Below are 16,072 nucleotides of genomic sequence, written 5' to 3' on the forward strand. Positions count from 1 at the left end.
CTCAGCCCCTTGGAACCTCAGGGCCTTTGGGCCTGAGGCCTTTTGGACCTCAGGCCCTTTGGACCTCAGGCCCTTTGGACCTCCGGCCCGGCCTCGTCCGGAACCGCCGCGGCCGGCGTGGACTCCTCCGGCAGCCGCCGCATGAGGAGGCCGAACCCGATCCCGGCAAAGGTCCCCACGACCGCGCACAACCCCCACAACCACTCCGGGCCGAAGCGGTCGATGACGGCGCCGGACATGAGCGGAGCGATCAGGATGGCGGCCGACCACGCCAGCGTGTCCATGCCTTGGTACCGTCCGCGCCCGTGCGCGGGCGCAAGCCGGGCGACGAGCCCCGCCTGCGTCGCCGTGTAGCCGATCTCGGCGAGCGTCCACACGCCCACGGTGAGCGCGAAGGCGCCGACCGACCCGGCGAACGCGGTGAGTCCGAAGCCGTATCCCGCGAGGAGCGAGCAGAAGATCATCAACGTGCGCGGATCGCGGTGCTCGATGAAGCGCATGAGCGGGAGTTGCAGGGCGACGATCAGGATGCCGTTGACGGCGATGGTCAGACCGTAGTCGGCGGGCGAGAACCCGGCGCGGCCCATCGCGACCGGCAGGCCGACGTTGCCCTGCTGGAAGAGGACGGCGATGAGGCAGGACAGCCCGACGACGGCCATGTACCGCCCGTCCCGCAGCACGGTCCCGAGACTGACTCCGGCCTCTGTCTGTTCGGCCTTGGGCAGCGGCCGGGACTCGGGCACCTTGAGGAAGACGATGACTGCGCACGCCAGCGTCATCCCCGCCTCGATGACGAAGCCGGCACGGTAGCTGGACTCGGCGATGTACCCGGCGGCCGTGGAGGAGACGGCGAAGCCGAGGTTGACGGCCCAGTAGAGCAGCGCGAAGGCCCGCGCCCGGTCCTGGGGCCCGACGATGTCGGCCACCATCGCCTGCATGGCGGGCCGGGAGGCGTTGGAGGCCATGCCGACGAAGAAGGCGACGGCGGCGATGGCCACGGGGCCCTGCATGAAGCCGAGCAGCACGATGGATCCGGCGGTGGCGGACTGGGCGATGAGAAGGGTCGGCCGCCTGCCGAGACGGTCGGCCATGACTCCGCTTCCCAGCGCGGACACGACCCCGCCGAGCCCGTGCAGGGAGATGACGAGACCGGCGTACAAGGCCGAATAGCCGCGGCCGACCGTGAGGTAGAGGGCCATGAACGTGACGACGAAGGAGCCGAGCCGGTTCACGAGGGTGCTGGTCCACAGCCACCAGAACTCCCGAGGCAGACCGGAGACGGATTCCCGGACGGCGCGTCTCCGAGCGGCGAGCGGCATGGGTCCCCCAGGATCAGGCGGATGCGTGAGCGACTCAGGCGGCGATGCGGGCTTACGGGCATCCGGTCCGCGGAGGCCACAAGCTAACAGATGCTGTCAACCGCACGGTCTCCGCAGGTGTTGCCGGCCAGATCCCGGCCGCGCCACCCGCAGCGTGCCGCGGACGGCAAATGCCCGCAAACCTGTGGCGGAAATACGCAGGGAAGGCGGATATGCATCAACATATCCACCGCAACATCCAACGTGACGACCGTCACATGGAGGCGTATTTCGCGGGTGTGATCGCGGTGTTAGATTGAGCCCCGCCAGTCGCATTACAGGAATAAAAGGTACTGCCCACTGATTTTCGAACGCAAAATACCCCGAAATTGGTGACCCTGATTGAAGACGGCATTCTTTATCGAGAGCAACATGTTGGACTACGGTCCCGAAGGCATGCGACTCACCAAGGAAAAGGGTTATCTAACTCATTTCGTCGCCCGCGATCCGTCGGAGTACGAGAAGTTCTCTCCGAACCCGGTCGGCATCGCCGATGCCCACAGCGTGGTCGACACCCATGACCTGGTGAAGCTCATGCACTTCTTCACCGACCACGCGCCGGACGCCGTGATCGCGTTCGACGACTACCGGCTGGTGCAGGCGGCCGTGATCGCGGAGCGGCTCGGCCTGCCGCACGCCCCGGTGGACGGCTTGCTCAACTGCCACTTCAAGGACCGTTCCCGCAGCTTGACGAAGGGCATCGGACGCTCCGTGGCGGCCGTACGCGTATCGCTGGACGAGCCGGGCGACACGTCTCCGCTCGGGTACCCGTGCGTGGTGAAACCCGTGGACGACAGCGGCAGTTCCGGGGTACGGGTCTGTACGTCCGACGACGAGTACCGCACGGCTCTGCGGACCATCGCCGCCCACCCGGTCAACCTCCGAGGCTACCGCCGGGCGGGATACGCCCTGGTGGAGGAGTTCATCGATGGGCCGGAGTTCACGGCCGAGTTGATGTGGGACGACAGCGCGGACGGCTGGCGGATCCTCGGATTCACCAAGAAGCTGATGGCCGAGCTCCCCTTCCGGGTCGAACTCGGGGCCATGTTTCCGTATCACTTCGGGACGGCCGATGAGGACGCCCACATAGCGCGCGTGGTCGTCGACTGGCTCACCGCGGTGGGACACCGCCGGGGAGCCGCCCACGTCGAGTTCAAGATCGTCGATGGTGTGCCGGCACTGATCGAGATCAACCCGCGGCTGGGCGGCGACCAGATCCGTGAGCTGATGCGGCTCACCACCGGGCAGGACGCCGTGGACTTGTACACGCGGCTGCATCTCGGCCTTCCCTCCGGCGAATCGGTCGGCGAAGCCCGCGGCGGCTACGCGACGAGCCTCTATCTGACGCCCCGGCGCACCGGACTGATCACGTCCGTGACGCCTCCGCCCGACCTGCCTGCCGGAATCGTCCGCAGCACCTTCCCCGCGGGAACCAGGCAGATCGACGGGGTGGTCGACAACGGCGACCGCCTCGGCCATGTCATCTCCTGGGCCGATGAATTCGATACCTCGCTGGCCGTCGCAGAGGAATACCTTTCCCGGGTGGAGGTCGAGTACGCCTGACCCGGAACGAAGGGGGAATCGTCGAAGAATCGGACGGGCAAGTAATGATCTGAGGGGAATTCTTGCTGCACGACTCTATTGTGGACTGTATCGGAAGCACCCCGATGGTCCACTTGAGACGCCTTTTCCCGACGGGACCGCAGGTATTCGCCAAACTTGAAATGCTCAATCCCGCAGGAAGCGTCAAGGACCGTACTGCGCGGCACATCATCGAGACCGGTATGCGTGAGGGCTTCATTCGTCCCGGGGCGCACATCGTCGAGAGCACTTCGGGGAATTTCGGTGTCGCCCTGGCCATGATGTCCCGGGTCCATGACCTGCGCCTCACCCTCGTGGTCGATCCGCACATCACGTCCAGCAATCACGCAATTCTGAAGAGCTACGGCGCGCAGGTCGAGATGATCGACGTCGCGGCGACCGGAGGCAGCTACCTGCCCGCACGTATCGCGCGCGTGAAGGACATACTGGCCGCCGATCCCGCGGCAGTCTGGATCAACCAGTACGCCAACTCCCTGGGACCTGAGGCGCATTACCGGAACACCGCGGAGGAAATAGCCAAGGACTTGCCGAACCCCCCTGACTACCTGGTGGTCGCGGTGAGTACGACCGGCACGTTGAACGGCCTGGCGCGCCGACTGAAGAGATACTCCCCAGGGCTCCAGGTGATCGCCGTGGACGCCGTCGGATCGGTGGTGTTCGGCAATCCTCCCGGACCGCGCCGGCTTCCCGGCATCGGCTCCGGCCGGGTGCCGGAGTTGCTCGACGAGAGCCTCGTCGACCGTGTCGTGGAGGTGACGGACGACGAATCCATCGAGGCCTGCCACGACTTGTTGTCCACAGAGGCGATTTTCGCCGGCGGGTCCTCCGGATCGGTCGTCGCGGCCATCCGGAAGATCCTCCCTTCCCTGCGCCCCGCGTCCTCCGTCGTCACCCTCTTCCCCGACCGAGGAGACCGGTACATCGGCCTGGTCTACGGCGCGCCGGCCTCCGAGGGCCTGCTCGCCGGGGTGCCGGCCGAAGGCGGCGATTCCCTCTCCGGCGCGAGGCCGGGTTCATGCGCAAGGCCGGGTTCATGACCGGCCCGACGCCGGCTGACCTTCCTCAACGGGTTCTCGAACAGCAAGACACCGCGGCGCACTGCGCCTTGACGTACCACCAGCGGGAAGGGCTCAAGTGAAGCCAGACCGAATCAGGATTCTCGACCGCGCCACGGTGATGCGCTGCCTGGCCGAGATCGACCCCGTCAGTGTGGTCGAGTCCACGGTGCGCGAGCACGCCCTGGGCCGCTCTGACCTGCCCGCGGAGGGCTACATGGCCTGGGAGAACTCCGCCGGTGCGTACACCCGCTCGGTCGCGATGCTCGGAAGCGTCCAGCAGGGCCAGAGCATGGCGTACGGCATGAAGCTGATCAACGCCTCGGTGACCAACCCTGCCTTGGGCATCGAGCGCGCCGGCGGCTTCACGGTGCTCTTCGATCCGGAGACCGCCCGGCCGGCCACTCTGGTCGAGGCCGGACACGTCAGCGCTGTGCGCACCGCCGCCTACACGATGTCCAGCCTGCGCACGCTCGGCCCCACGGACTTCGACGCGGTGAGCATCGTGGGATGCGGCACCCTCGCGGCCATGCACGCGAAGCTGCTCGTCCAGTATTTCCCGGCGGTCCGAGAGCTCCACCTGTACGACATCGCCCCCGCCCGGACGGCCGCGCTCGTCCGGGACCTCGCGACGCACTGCCCGGATCTGAAGGTCACCGAGCACCCGGACGCCGAATCGTGCGTGAGGGCGAGCCGCGTGGTGGTCACCCTGACCGTATCGTCCGAACCGTACATTCCGCCCGGCTGGTTCACTCCGGGGACCTTCATCGCGCACGTGTCGCTCGACGACGTGATGCCGGCCGTGTTCCTGGAGGCCGAGGCGATCTACGTCGACGACATCGACCTCGTGCGGGACAACCCTCGTCGCGTCCTCGGATCGGTGATGCGGGCCGGCGACGTGGTGGCCGACACCGAATCCTCCTCCGGGCAGGGACACGCCCGGGCACGGCGGTACGGAGAGGTACTGCTCGGCCGCGAAGAAGCGGTGCGCCCGCGGGACGGCCTGGTCGTGAGCAACCCCTTCGGCATGGCGATCCTCGACGTGGCCGTCTGCCAGGAGGTGGCCACGCGGGCGGAGGCAGCCGGTCTGGGGACAGTCGTCGATCTCATGGGTGACCGAGAACGGGCAGACGCGTGAACCTGTGCCAGCCGGAGCCGGACATCGAAGAAACCAGAGGCGAAACGATGACAGACCAGACGGCCGCTCGGGCTGACGGGCTGCGCCCTCCGCGCAGTTTCATCTCCCTGCACGACCTGACACCAGAGGAGTTGCAGACGCTCGTCGGTCGCTCCTGTGCCTGGTACGAGAACAGGCGCCCCCGGGAGCGCCCCCTGCGGGATCTCGTGGTGGGCACGCTGTTCAGCCAGACCTCGACGCGTACCCGGACGTCCTTCACCAGCGGTGCGGTACGGCTCGGCGCCAGCGTGATCGCCTTCGGGCCGAACGACCTGCAACTCGCCACGGGTGAGCCGCTGTCGGACACCGGCCGCATCCTGGGGGGAATGCTCGACGCCCTCGTCGTGAGGAGCTCTGTCGGTGAGCACGATCTGCGCGAGCTCGCCGACACGGCCTCGATACCCGTCATCAACGCGATGGTCCGCGAAGAACACCCGACCCAGGGGCTCACGGACATCGCCCTGCTCTCCCAGCGCTTCGGTTCGCTGCGGGGGCTCCATCTCGCCTATCTCGGCGAGGGGAACAACACGGCCGCGGCCCTGGCACAGGGCCTCGCGCTGGTCCCCGGAGCCACCCTCACCCTGGCGACTCCCCACGGGTACGGGCTCGACCCCGCGATCCTCGTCCGAGCCCAGCAGACGGCGAAGGAATGCGGCAGCAAGGTCGTCGAGGTGCACCGGGTCGATGACATCGACGGCGACGTGGACGTCGTCTACACGACTCAATGGCAGACCACCGGGACCAGCAAGAGCGATCCGGACTGGCGGACGGCATTCGCGCCGTTCGCCGTCGACGAGCGCCTGATGGCTCGGTGGCCGGATGCCTTCTTCATGCACGACCTGCCGGCCCGCCGGGGCGAGGAGGTCACGAGCGGCGTACTCGACGGACCCCGGTCGCTGGCCTGGGACCAGGCGCAGATGAAGCTGGCCAGTGCGATGGCCGTACTCGATTGGTGCCTGAATTAGACCGTGCAGCTGCCAGTCCACTTGCTGCGCGCCCTGCTGAGTCAGCAGTTCATCCGACGGGGGTGGACTCGGGTGCTGCGGGCTTGGCGTTGCAGTCGGCATGCAGGCCCGCAGGGGGCTCGTAGCAAGGCTGCCCCTGTGACCCCGGGACCGGGGCCGGCGGAGTGACGGCGTTACAGTGCCCGCCTGCCCGGACGGCTCACGGCCCGGCCCCGCCGGGCGCGGCCACCAGGCACAGCACGATCAGGTTCAGCACCACCAGGTAAGGGTCACGACCATGAAGGTTCTCATCGCCGGCGGCGCCGGATTCATCGGCTCCACCATCGTCTCCGCGTGCGCCGACCACGGCATCGACACCGTGATCCTGGACAACTACGTCACGGGCCGCGCCGAGTTCACGAAGGGCCGCATTGCCTACGAGGGGGACATCCGCGACGGCGAGCTCATCGACCGCATCTTCGCCGAACACCCGGACATCGACGCCGCCGTGCACGCCGCCGCGCTCATCGTCGTACCGGACTCCGTGGCGAACCCGCTCGGCTACTACCGCGAGAACGTGTCCAAGGGCATCGAGTTCCTCCAGCACCTGGCCCGCAACAAGTGCACCCGGCTGCTCTTCTCCTCCTCGGCGTCGATCTACCGGGCGGCCGAGGACGGCAAGGTCGACGAGAACTCGCCGGTCGAGACGCTCAGTCCGTACGCCAACACCAAGGCCGTCTTCGAGTCGATCCTTGCCGACGTGGCCGTGGCGGGACCCACCAAGGTGGTCTCGCTGCGCTACTTCAACCCCATCGGCGCCGACCCGCAGCTCCGCACCGGACTTCAGCTCCGCAAGCCGAGCCACGCGCTCGGGGCGATGATCGACACCCACCGCGGCGGGGGCACCTTCCGGATCACCGGCACCGACTGGCCGACCCGTGACGGCTCCGGCATCCGCGACTACGTCCACGTCTGGGACCTGGCCCTGGCGCATGTGGCGGCCCTGCGCCAGTTCGACACGGTCACCGGGACCGACCCGTACCGGGTCATCAACCTCGGCACCGGAAACGGCACCACGGTCCGTGAACTGGTCACCGCCTTCGAGCAGGTGACGGGCGAGCCGCTCAAGGTGGCGGAGGCAGGACAGCGTCCCGGCGACGCGGCGGGCGCGTACACGAGCAGCACCCTCGCCCACGACCTGCTGGGCTGGCGGCCCACGCTCTCCGTCGAGGACGGCATCCGGGACTCGCTGCGCTGGGCCGAGAAGCGCGACGAGGTGCTCGGGGAGGCCTGAACACGGCCGGTGGCCGACCGGAACGCGCCCAACCGGAGAGGCGACTCCACCCTCTTCACCAAGACACATCGCGGTGTCCCGGAGGGGAGTGGGAATGGTGCGTTCGGCCCGAGGGGCGTTCCTGGCGGCGGCAGCGGCACTCGCCCTTTCCGCCTGCGGAACCGGAAGCCCGGACCCCGTGTCCCCTTCAACGGGTTCCACCACGGGCGAACCCCCGCACCAATCCGCCTACCGGGCGGGTTACGAGGTGGGCGAGAAGGTGTACGACACCTCGGGCAAGGGCGCCGCCGTCAAGGAAATCGTCGGGGGCGGCTGCGTCGACCGAGCGCTCGCGGCAGGAGTACCGGAAGGGGCCCGCCCCGCCTGGGTCCAGGGCTGCAAGGACGGCGTCAGCAAGACACCGCCCACCCCTCAGGGGTCCTGAGCGGTGGCCTGTGCGAGAGGGAAGGGGAATTGCGGACCGTTTCCCCCTCCCGCCGCTACCGTTCAGCCGTGACCACTTCCGACCTGCCGCTGCTGTTCCTGGACGTCGACGGCCCGCTCGTTCCCTTCGGGGCCACGGCGCAGCAGCTTCCGGGCGGGTACCCGACGTACGCGAACCGGGGCGGTGCGCCCGGGACCGGGGGAAATCCACTGATCCGGCGGATCAACCCCGCCTTCGGGCCACGGCTCCTGGGCCTGCCCTGCACCCTGGTGTGGGCCACGACGTGGTCGTCCGATGCCAACGACTGCATCGGGCCGTGGCTCGGGCTGCCGAAGCTGCCCGTGGTGGAGTGGCCGGAGCTGAACGAGGAGCAGGCGGAGGAGTTCGTACGGGACGCGGTCCACTGGAAGACGCGGACGCTGGTGCACTGGGCGGCGGGGCGGGACTTCGTGTGGGTCGACGACGGCATCACGGACGCGGATCGCACATGGGTCGCAGGACACCATCGACACCATCCCGGCGGGGCGCTGCTGCACCATGTCGCCCCCGAAGTGGGTCTCACGGACCGGGACTTCGAGGCGATCACGGAGTGGCTGGCGGGGCGATGACGAGGGCGGCGTGTCCGTCCCACCCGTTGAAGAGGATGCCGTAGGGGTGCGCGGAGCCGCGCGTTTTAGGATTTGCGCATGTCAACAAGGCTCGTACAGATCAATATGAAGGCCCAGGACGACTCCGCGCTCGGGCAGTTCTGGGCGGAGGCGCTCGGTTGGGGGGTCGACAGTGAAGGGCCGGGTGTGACCAACCTCGAACCCGTGGGGTTCGACTACCCCGACCCTTCCGTCGTCTGCATCGACCTCGTTGCGCGCCCGGAGGTCAAGACCGTCAAGAACCGGGTGCATCTGGATCTGGCCACCAGGTCGACCGCCCATCAGGCCGACGTGGTCGAGCGTTTGAAGGAGCTCGGCGCGACGCTCGCCGACGTGGGGCAGGGCGACGTCCCCTGGACGGTCATGGCAGACCCGGAGGGCAACGAGTTCTGTGTCCTGGAGCCCCGGCCCATGTACCAGGACACCGGGCTGATCGCCGCCGTGGTGGTCGACTGCGCCGATCCGCGGGAGATGGCCCGGTTCTGGGGCCGGGCGATGGACTGGACGGTGCACGAGGTCACGGACGACACCGCGACCCTGCGCTCCGCCAAGGGGGTCGGTCCCTACCTCGAGTTCGTCCGTAGCCCCGACACCAAGAGCGTGTGGAACCGGGTCCATCTGGATGTCGCTCCCTATCCGGGCGGTGAGCCGGCAGCGGAGGAAGCCCGGCTGCGGAGTCTGGGTGCCATCGGCCCCGGCGCCGACTCCGGGTTCGACGGGTCGGCGATCTCCTGGCGGGTTCTGGCCGATCCCGAGGGCAATGAGTTCTGTCTGCTCAGTCCTCGATGAGGTGATCCTGCACCGGGCGGACGGGGGCCGCCCACCACCACTGGGGGAGGCCCGGGAGGCGGCGGGAGGGGGAATTGCCCAGGTGGGCGGGGTATTTGGGGAAGGCGGAGGGGTGAGCTCCGGAGGCGACGAGGGTACGTGTGGGCCCCATGGAGTTGTTGTCCGCGGACAACAACGGGGTGGATGTGGGGTGTTGTCCGCACGAAATACCGCGTGACGGGTCGAAGCGGGGGACCGAAGTGGGAGGGGGGAACCACCAGCCGGGAGAACCGCCGGATCCCACCCCCACCCCCGCCCCTCGGCATACTCACCCTGTGATCACTGACGACCCCCACCTCTGGCTCGAAGACCTCGAAGGCCCCGCAGCGCTCGCCTGGGTGCGCGAGCGCACCGCCGAGGCCGAGCAGGCACTCGGCTCGCCCGCCCGCACCGCCCTCGCGGCGGAGCTGCGCGAGGTCCTGGACGACGCCCGGCGCATCCCCTACGTCACCCGCCGCGGCCCCCACCTCTACAACTTCCGCCGCGACGCCGACCACGTGCGCGGCATCTGGCGGCGCACCACCCTCGACTCGTACCGCACCGACGAACCCGTCTGGGAGACCCTCCTCGACGTCGACGCCCTCGCCGAGGCGGAGGGCACCGACTGGGTCTGGGCGGGCGCGCCCGTCCGCCGCCCCGACTTCCGGCGCGCCCTGGTGCGGCTCTCCCCGTCCGGCTCGGACGCCGTGGTCGTGCGCGAGTTCGACCTGGCGGCCAAGGAGTTCGTGGCGGACGGGTTCCGGGTGCCGGAGGGCAAGACCCGTATCGGATGGATCGACGACGACACCGTCTACCTCGGTGCCGACCTCGGTCCCGACGACCTCACCGCCTCCGGATACCCGCGCACCGTACGCCGCTGGCGGCGCGGAACGCCCCTGGAGGAAGCCGAGTCGGTGCACGAGGTGGGGGCCGACGACCTGTCCGTGTCCGCCTGGCACGACCCGACCGAGGGGTACGCCCGCGACTTCCTCCACGTCCAGCGCGACTTCTGGAACTCCGAGACGCACGTGCTGGGCGCGGACGGCGAGTGGGTACGGATCGACGTGCCGGGCGACGCCTCCGCGCACACGCACCGCGCGTGGCTGGTGGTGGAGCCGAAGTCGGAGTGGCTGGGGCAGCCCGCGGGCTCCCTTCTCGCCTTCGGCTTCGACGACTTCCTGGCGGGCGGGCGCGAGCCGGTGGTGCTGTTCGCCCCGACCGAGCGGGCCGCGCTCGTCGGGTACGCGTGGACGCGCGACCACCTGATCCTGGAGACGATCACGGACGTGGCGACGAGCGTCGACGTGCTGACACCTCTCCCCGGAAGCGAGAACTGGAAGCGGCGCCCCCTCGCCGAAGTCCCGCCGCTGGCCTCCGCGGGCGTCGTCGGCACCGACCCGGACTCCGACGAGTACTTCCTGGAGACCGACGGTTTCCTCCAGCCCCCGACCCTGCACCGGGGCGACGCCACCGGCGGCACCGAGGTCCTCAAGCAGGCCCCGGCGCTCTTCGACACCCAAGGGCTGTCCGTACGGCAGTACTTCGCGGTGTCCGACGACGGCACCCGCGTCCCCTACTTCGTCACCGGCCCCGATCACGACGACCCGGCCCCCACCCTCCTGCACGGCTACGGCGGCTTCGAGCACACCCTCCTCCCCGGCTACAGCGCCCTGCACGGCCGGGGCTGGCTCGCCCGCGGCGGCCGGTACGTCCTCGCGGGCATCCGCGGCGGCGGCGAGTACGGCCCCGCCTGGCACAAGGCGGCCCTGAAGGCCGACCGGCCGCGCGCCTTCGAGGACTTCGCCGCCGTGGCCCGCGACCTCGTCGCCCGCGGCCTCACCACCCCCGACCGGCTGGCCGTCGACGGCCGCAGCAACGGCGGCCTCCTCACCGGGGCGATGCTCGCCCGCTACCCGGACCTGTTCGGCGCGTGTGTCATCGGCTGGCCGCTCCTGGACATGCTGCGCTTCCACAAGCTCCTCGCGGGCGCGTCCTGGACGGCCGAGTACGGCGATCCCGACGACCCGGCGGACCGGCCGCACCTGGAGGAGATCTCCCCGTACCACGGCTTCCGCGCGGACCGGACGTACCCGCCGGTGCTGCTGCTCACCTCCACCAGCGACGACCGCGTCCACCCGGGCCACGCCCGCAAGGCGGCGGCGCGGCTGCGCGAGCAGGGGCACGAGGTGTACTTCCACGAGACCTCGGGCGGCGGCCACGCGGGCGCGAACGACAACGGGCAGGTTGCCGACGTGTACGCGCTGAAATACACCTTCCTGTGGCGGACGTTGACCGGCGGCGAGTAGAGACCGGGGTGCGGGCCGGGGGATGCTCCTACCCCCGGCCCGCACGCCCACTCCAGGAGGCCGGTATGACGTCGATCATGGGAAAGAAGTGCAGGTCAGCCTAGGGTGATCCGCCGTGACGACACCCCCCGCGAGCCCCCAGCGCAAGAAGCCCCTCCTCCTCGGCACCGCCGCGGCCCTCACCGCCGCCGTGTGCGCCACCGGCGCCCTCTGGCCCCACGCCCCGGCGGCCGCCTCCGCCGGGGACGGAGCACAGCAGCACGCCGTGGCCGCCGAACTGAAGCACTGGCCCGCACCCGTCGCGAAGAAGCTGGCCCAGCTCATCGCCGCCCAGGAGAACAAGGGCGCCTACGCGGTCTTCGACGCCGACAACACCACGTACCAGAACGACCTCGAAGAATCCCTCCTCCCCTTCCTGGAGATGAAGGGCGTCCTCACCCGCGACACCATGGACCCCTCCCTGAAGATCGTCCCCTTCCAGGACACGGCCACCCACAAGGAGACCCTCGCCGAGTACTACGCCCGGCTCTGCGAGATCGACGACCAGGTCTCCTACCCCTGGGCCGCCCAGATCTTCTCCGGCTTCACCCTGAAGCAGCTCAAGGGGTACGTCGACGAACTCCTCGCGTACGACAAGCCGTTGCCCGGCGGTGTGAAGGCCCCGAAGTTCTCGAAGGGCATGCAGGAGCTGTACCGCAGCCTGACCAAGCACGGCATCACGGTGTACGTCGTCAGCGCCGCGCACGAGGACCTCGTCCGCATGGTCCTCGCCGACCCGAAGCACGGCTACGCGGTCAAGCCCGAGAACGTCCTCGGCGTCTCGACCCTCCTCAAGGACCGCCGCACCGGCGACGTCACCAGCACCCGCAAGGAGATCGCGGCCGGACGCTTCGACCAGAACAGGCTCAACACGTACGAGCTGACCCCGACCCTCTGGGCCCCCGCCACCTGGTACGAGGGCAAGCCCGCCGCGATCAGCACCTACATCGACCCGTGGCGGAAGCCGATCCTCGCCGCCGGGGACACCCCCAAGAGCGACGGCCCCATGCTGCTGCGCTCCACGGACGTCGCCAAGGGCGGTCTGCGGGTGTGGGTCAACCGCAAGGACACGTACATGAAGGAGCTCAACGGCATGAAGGCCGCGGGCGTGAAGCGGCAGAAGGAACTCGGCCAGCAGCCGACCGCCGACCGGAACTGGCTGACGGTCACCCCGCAGCAGATCGGCTGAGCCCCTTCGGTACGGCGCGCGAGCGGGCTTGATTACGCTGCACGGATGACCGTCGAGCTGACCCTCCTGCCGCGTGTCGCCTGCCGGGGCGCGGAGGTCACCGCGCCCCGGCTGCGGGGCCTGCTCGCCCTGCTCGCGGGCGACCTGCGCACCGGGTGCAGCACCGACCGGCTCGTCCAAGGGCTCTGGTGGGACGGGGAGTTGCCCGAGCGCCCGGCCAAGGCGGTGCAGGTGCTGGTGTCCCGGGCCAGGGCCCAGTGGGGAGCCGACCTCCTGGTCAGCACCCCCACCGGCTACCGGCTCGCCCTCGCCGAGGAGCAGGTCGACAGCTCCGCGCTGCTCCGGTACGCCGAGGAGTGCGCCCGGCACGCCGGGGCCGGTGACCACCCGGCCGCACTGGCCGCCGCCGAGGCCGGGCTCGCCCTGTGGGAGGGCACTGCGGACGCCGGTTCCGGCGACCCGGTGTCCGCCCTGCGCGCCGCCCGCGCCCCCGTCCGGCAGGCCCTCGTACGGGACCGGGCGCTGGCCCTGGCCCGCCTCGGGCGGCACGCGGCCGCCGCCGGACCCCTGGCGGAGGCTGCCGCCCGGCAGCCCCGCGACGAGGAGCTGCTCGCCGCGATCCTGCGCGGGGAGGCCGCCACGGCGGGCCCCTCCGCCGCGCTGGCCCGGTACGAGACGTACCGCCGCACCCTGCGCGAGACCCTGGGCTCCGAACCGGGGGCCGGACTGCGCGACGTACAAAGGGAGTTGCTGCGCGACGAGCCGCCCGTGGTCCGCCACGGCGTGCCGCACGAGCCGAACCCGCTGCTGGGCCGGGACGCCGACCTGGCGGCGGTGCACGACCTGCTGCGGGACTTCCGGTGCGTCACCGTCGTCGGCCCCGGCGGGCTCGGCAAGACCCGGCTGGCCCATGCGGTGAGCCGCGACGCTGTGCAGCCCGTGGTGCACTTCGTGCCGCTCGCCGCCGTCGCGGCGGACGCGGACGTCGCCGCGCAGGTGGCCTCCGCACTGGGTGCGGGTGAAGGACGTGCCCGCCAGGGCCAGGCGGGCGGGCCCGCCCCGGAACCCTCCGGCCCCGGAGCCGGGGGACCCGATCTCCCCGGCATCCTCGCGGTCCTCGGACCCGGGCCCGCCCTGCTCGTGCTGGACAACTGCGAGCAGGTCGTCGCGGGCGTCGCCGGCCTGGTCGGGGACCTCGTCGCGGCAGCTCCCGAGGTACGGGTGCTCGCCACCAGCCGCGCACCGCTCGGGCTCACCTCCGAGGCGGTGTACGCACTGCCCGAGCTCGGGCTCGACAGCGCCGTCGAGCTGTTCGGCCAGCGGGCGCGGGCCGCACGGCCCGGCGCCGACCTGCCGCCGGACGAGGTGGCCGGGCTCTGCCGCCACCTCGACGGGCTGCCGCTCGCCGTGGAACTGGCCGCCGCCCGGGTGCGGGCACTGTCCGTACGGGAGATCGCGGACCGCCTGAAGGACCGGTTCGCGCTGCTGCGGGGCGGCGCGCGGGACGCACCCGAGAGGCATCGCACGCTGCACGCCGTCGTGGAGTGGAGCTGGAACCTGCTCAACGACGATGCACGGGCGGCGATGCGGACGCTGTCCGCCTTCCCCGGCGGCTTCACGGCACAGGCCGCCGAACACGTCCTCGGCGAGGACCCGCTCCCCGTCCTGGAGCAGCTGTCCGGCCAGTCGCTGCTCACCGTCGCCGACACCCCGGCCGGGGTGCGGTTCCGGATGCTGGAGACGGTACGGGAGTTCGGTGCGACCGGGGGCGAGGAGGAGCGGGAGGCAGCCGTCGGCCGGTTCCTGCGCTGGGCGCGGGACTTCGGGGTGGCCCACCACGACGTGCTGTTCGGCCCCGACGTGCTGGCCACCTGGGACCGGGTGCGGGCCGAGCAGGACAACCTCGTCCCCGCGCTGCGGCTCGCGCTCGCCCGCGAGGACGGCCCCGCCCTGGCCGCGCTGACCGCCGTCCTCGCCGCCCTGTGGGCCTCCGACGCCCACTACCCCCGGCTCGCCGCGCTCGGCGCCGAGACCGGCCCGCCGCTGTCGCACTACCGGCCGCAGCCGGAGTACGTGGAGGTGGCGCGGGCCGCGGCCGTCCTGTGCACGGTGGGCCTGTTCATGGGCTTCGGCCCCCATCTCGTACGCCATCTGGTGACCCTGCGCCGACTGCCGCAGGCCCCGCCGGACACCCTGCTGCGGGCCGTCGCGGTCGTGCTCGGCGCGGTCCCGGCGTCGCGGCCGCCCGGCCACGAGGCGCTGCGCGTACTGTGCGCCGACGAGCGGCCCCTGGTCGCGGGCGTCGCCGAGTGCGTGGCGACGTACGTGTGGGAGTACGCGTACGACACCGGGCGGGCGCTCGCCTCGGCCCGGCGGGCGATCACCGCCCTGGCACCGCTGGGCACCACCTCGCTCCTGCTCATGTGCCACTCCCGGCGCAGCGAACTGTGCCTCCAGGTGGGTGAGGGCGAGTCGGCGTACGCACACCTGCGGGCGGCGCTGGAGGTGCTCCCGGGGCTCGGCAACGCCTACGACTACATCGGCATCCGGCAGGGCCTGGCCCTGGCCTGCCTCCAGCGGGGCGAACCCGACGAGGCCGAGCACTGGCTCGGTCTCGCGGAGGTCGGGCACGCCGCGCAGCAGGACGCCTTCTACAACCCGGCGGTCGGCGCGCGCGCCGAGATCGCGCTCGTACGCGGACACACGGAGGAGGGGCTGCGGCTGTGGCGCGAGGCGGTGGACCGGCTGGCGGAGATCTCCGCGTCCCGGCCGACGGCACACGGCTCGCTGTACGACGGAGGCGACCACTGGCTCGACCCCTGGGCACTCCAGATCCAGTCGGCGGCGGTGACCGCGCACGCCTACGAGGGCCGCACCGACCGGATCACCGAACCGCTCGACCGCCTGCGGCGACGCCTGCGCACACTCCTCGACGACCCGTCCCGCTCGCCCCTGGAGCTGCGCATGTGCGGGACGATGCTGCACGCGCTGGGCGTGGCGGGCCTGGCGAGCGGCGACGCCTCCGCCGTACGGCTGATCGCGCTCGCGGACCGGCTGCGGGTGCTGCGCGAGTTCCAGCCGACGATGTCGGCCGCCCGGGCCCGACGCGCGGCCGGAACGGCGTACACGGAGGCGGAGTCGCGCTACGCCGCCCTGGACCGGGACGAACTGTGGGCGGAGGCACGGGAGCTGACGGCTGATGAGAGGGCACGCGGCTGAGCTGCCCGCTC

The 16,072-nt window shown here is 70.7% G+C and carries 12 protein-coding genes and 1 pseudogene; 11 read left to right on the plus strand and 2 right to left on the minus strand.

Annotated features, from left to right (window positions below; all coding sequences use genetic code 11):
* Positions 1 to 65: 65 nt before the first annotated feature.
* On the minus strand, positions 66 to 1,319 hold the full coding sequence (locus ACIO3O_RS36360) for an MDR family MFS transporter (RefSeq protein ID WP_401753298.1): 1,254 nt from the start codon (positions 1,317 to 1,319) through the stop codon (positions 66 to 68).
* Positions 1,320 to 1,754: 435 nt separating this feature from the next.
* Here ACIO3O_RS36360 and ACIO3O_RS36365 point away from each other — a divergent pair, with 435 nt between their 5' ends.
* The 8 genes from ACIO3O_RS36365 to ACIO3O_RS36400 all read left to right on the plus strand — a co-directional run bounded on the left by ACIO3O_RS36365 (position 1,755) and on the right by ACIO3O_RS36400 (position 9,290).
* Entirely contained in the window at positions 1,755 to 2,921 is a 1,167-nt protein-coding gene (locus ACIO3O_RS36365; protein ID WP_401753300.1) for an ATP-grasp domain-containing protein, read from the plus strand.
* 80 nt (positions 2,922 to 3,001) lie between these two features.
* On the plus strand, positions 3,002 to 3,997 hold the full coding sequence (sbnA, locus tag ACIO3O_RS36370; protein ID WP_401753449.1) for a 2,3-diaminopropionate biosynthesis protein SbnA: 996 nt from the start codon (positions 3,002 to 3,004) through the stop codon (positions 3,995 to 3,997).
* A 97-nt stretch (positions 3,998 to 4,094) separates the two neighbouring features.
* On the plus strand, positions 4,095 to 5,153 hold the full coding sequence (locus ACIO3O_RS36375) for an ornithine cyclodeaminase (RefSeq protein WP_401753302.1): 1,059 nt from the start codon (positions 4,095 to 4,097) through the stop codon (positions 5,151 to 5,153).
* Positions 5,154 to 5,200: 47 nt separating this feature from the next.
* Positions 5,201 to 6,157, plus strand: a complete 957-nt coding sequence (locus tag ACIO3O_RS36380; protein WP_401753304.1) for an ornithine carbamoyltransferase — start codon at positions 5,201 to 5,203, stop codon at positions 6,155 to 6,157.
* A gap of 277 nt (positions 6,158 to 6,434) precedes the next feature.
* Complete coding sequence (galE, locus tag ACIO3O_RS36385) at positions 6,435 to 7,430, plus strand: UDP-glucose 4-epimerase GalE (protein ID WP_401753306.1); 996 nt, start codon at positions 6,435 to 6,437, stop codon at positions 7,428 to 7,430.
* A gap of 178 nt (positions 7,431 to 7,608) precedes the next feature.
* Positions 7,609 to 7,854, plus strand: a complete 246-nt coding sequence (locus ACIO3O_RS36390) for a hypothetical protein (protein ID WP_401753308.1) — start codon at positions 7,609 to 7,611, stop codon at positions 7,852 to 7,854.
* A gap of 68 nt (positions 7,855 to 7,922) precedes the next feature.
* Positions 7,923 to 8,462 (plus strand): hypothetical protein, encoded by a 540-nt coding sequence (locus tag ACIO3O_RS36395; protein ID WP_401753310.1) that lies wholly within the window; start codon positions 7,923 to 7,925, stop codon positions 8,460 to 8,462.
* Positions 8,463 to 8,540: 78 nt separating this feature from the next.
* A complete protein-coding gene (locus tag ACIO3O_RS36400; protein WP_401753312.1) occupies positions 8,541 to 9,290 on the plus strand; it encodes a VOC family protein in 750 nt (249 codons plus the stop codon).
* Here ACIO3O_RS36400 and ACIO3O_RS36405 read toward each other — a convergent pair.
* Positions 9,277 to 9,441 carry a hypothetical protein gene (locus ACIO3O_RS36405; RefSeq protein ID WP_401753314.1) on the minus strand — a complete coding sequence of 55 codons (165 nt, stop codon included), beginning with the start codon at positions 9,439 to 9,441 and terminating at the stop codon, positions 9,277 to 9,279. The genes ACIO3O_RS36400 and ACIO3O_RS36405 overlap by 14 nt on opposite strands.
* Before the next feature lie 154 nt (positions 9,442 to 9,595).
* Here ACIO3O_RS36405 and ACIO3O_RS36410 point away from each other — a divergent pair.
* The 3 genes and pseudogenes from ACIO3O_RS36410 to ACIO3O_RS36420 form a co-directional block, all read left to right on the plus strand.
* A pseudogene (locus ACIO3O_RS36410) lies at positions 9,596 to 11,614 on the plus strand (prolyl oligopeptidase family protein); the annotation flags it as partial.
* A 115-nt stretch (positions 11,615 to 11,729) separates the two neighbouring features.
* On the plus strand, positions 11,730 to 12,842 hold the full coding sequence (locus ACIO3O_RS36415; protein ID WP_401753316.1) for a haloacid dehalogenase-like hydrolase: 1,113 nt from the start codon (positions 11,730 to 11,732) through the stop codon (positions 12,840 to 12,842).
* 45 nt (positions 12,843 to 12,887) lie between these two features.
* Positions 12,888 to 16,061, plus strand: a complete 3,174-nt coding sequence (locus ACIO3O_RS36420) for an ATP-binding protein (RefSeq protein WP_401753317.1) — start codon at positions 12,888 to 12,890, stop codon at positions 16,059 to 16,061.
* Positions 16,062 to 16,072: the final 11 nt, after the last annotated feature.

It is taken from the genome of Streptomyces sp. NPDC087440 (assembly GCF_044744005.1).
Classification (GTDB): domain Bacteria; phylum Actinomycetota; class Actinomycetes; order Streptomycetales; family Streptomycetaceae; genus Streptomyces.

Coding starts and splice junctions, on each gene's coding strand:
- ACIO3O_RS36420 (WP_401753317.1), top strand. CDS start 12,888: ATGACCGTCGAGCTGACCCTCCTGCCGCGTGTCGCCTGCCGGGGCGCG.
- ACIO3O_RS36400 (WP_401753312.1), top strand. CDS start 8,541: ATGTCAACAAGGCTCGTACAGATCAATATGAAGGCCCAGGACGACTCC.
- galE (WP_401753306.1), top strand. CDS start 6,435: ATGAAGGTTCTCATCGCCGGCGGCGCCGGATTCATCGGCTCCACCATC.
- ACIO3O_RS36360 (WP_401753298.1), bottom strand. CDS start 1,319: ATGCCGCTCGCCGCTCGGAGACGCGCCGTCCGGGAATCCGTCTCCGGT.
- ACIO3O_RS36405 (WP_401753314.1), bottom strand. CDS start 9,441: ATGGGGCCCACACGTACCCTCGTCGCCTCCGGAGCTCACCCCTCCGCC.
- ACIO3O_RS36380 (WP_401753304.1), top strand. CDS start 5,201: ATGACAGACCAGACGGCCGCTCGGGCTGACGGGCTGCGCCCTCCGCGC.
- ACIO3O_RS36365 (WP_401753300.1), top strand. CDS start 1,755: ATGCGACTCACCAAGGAAAAGGGTTATCTAACTCATTTCGTCGCCCGC.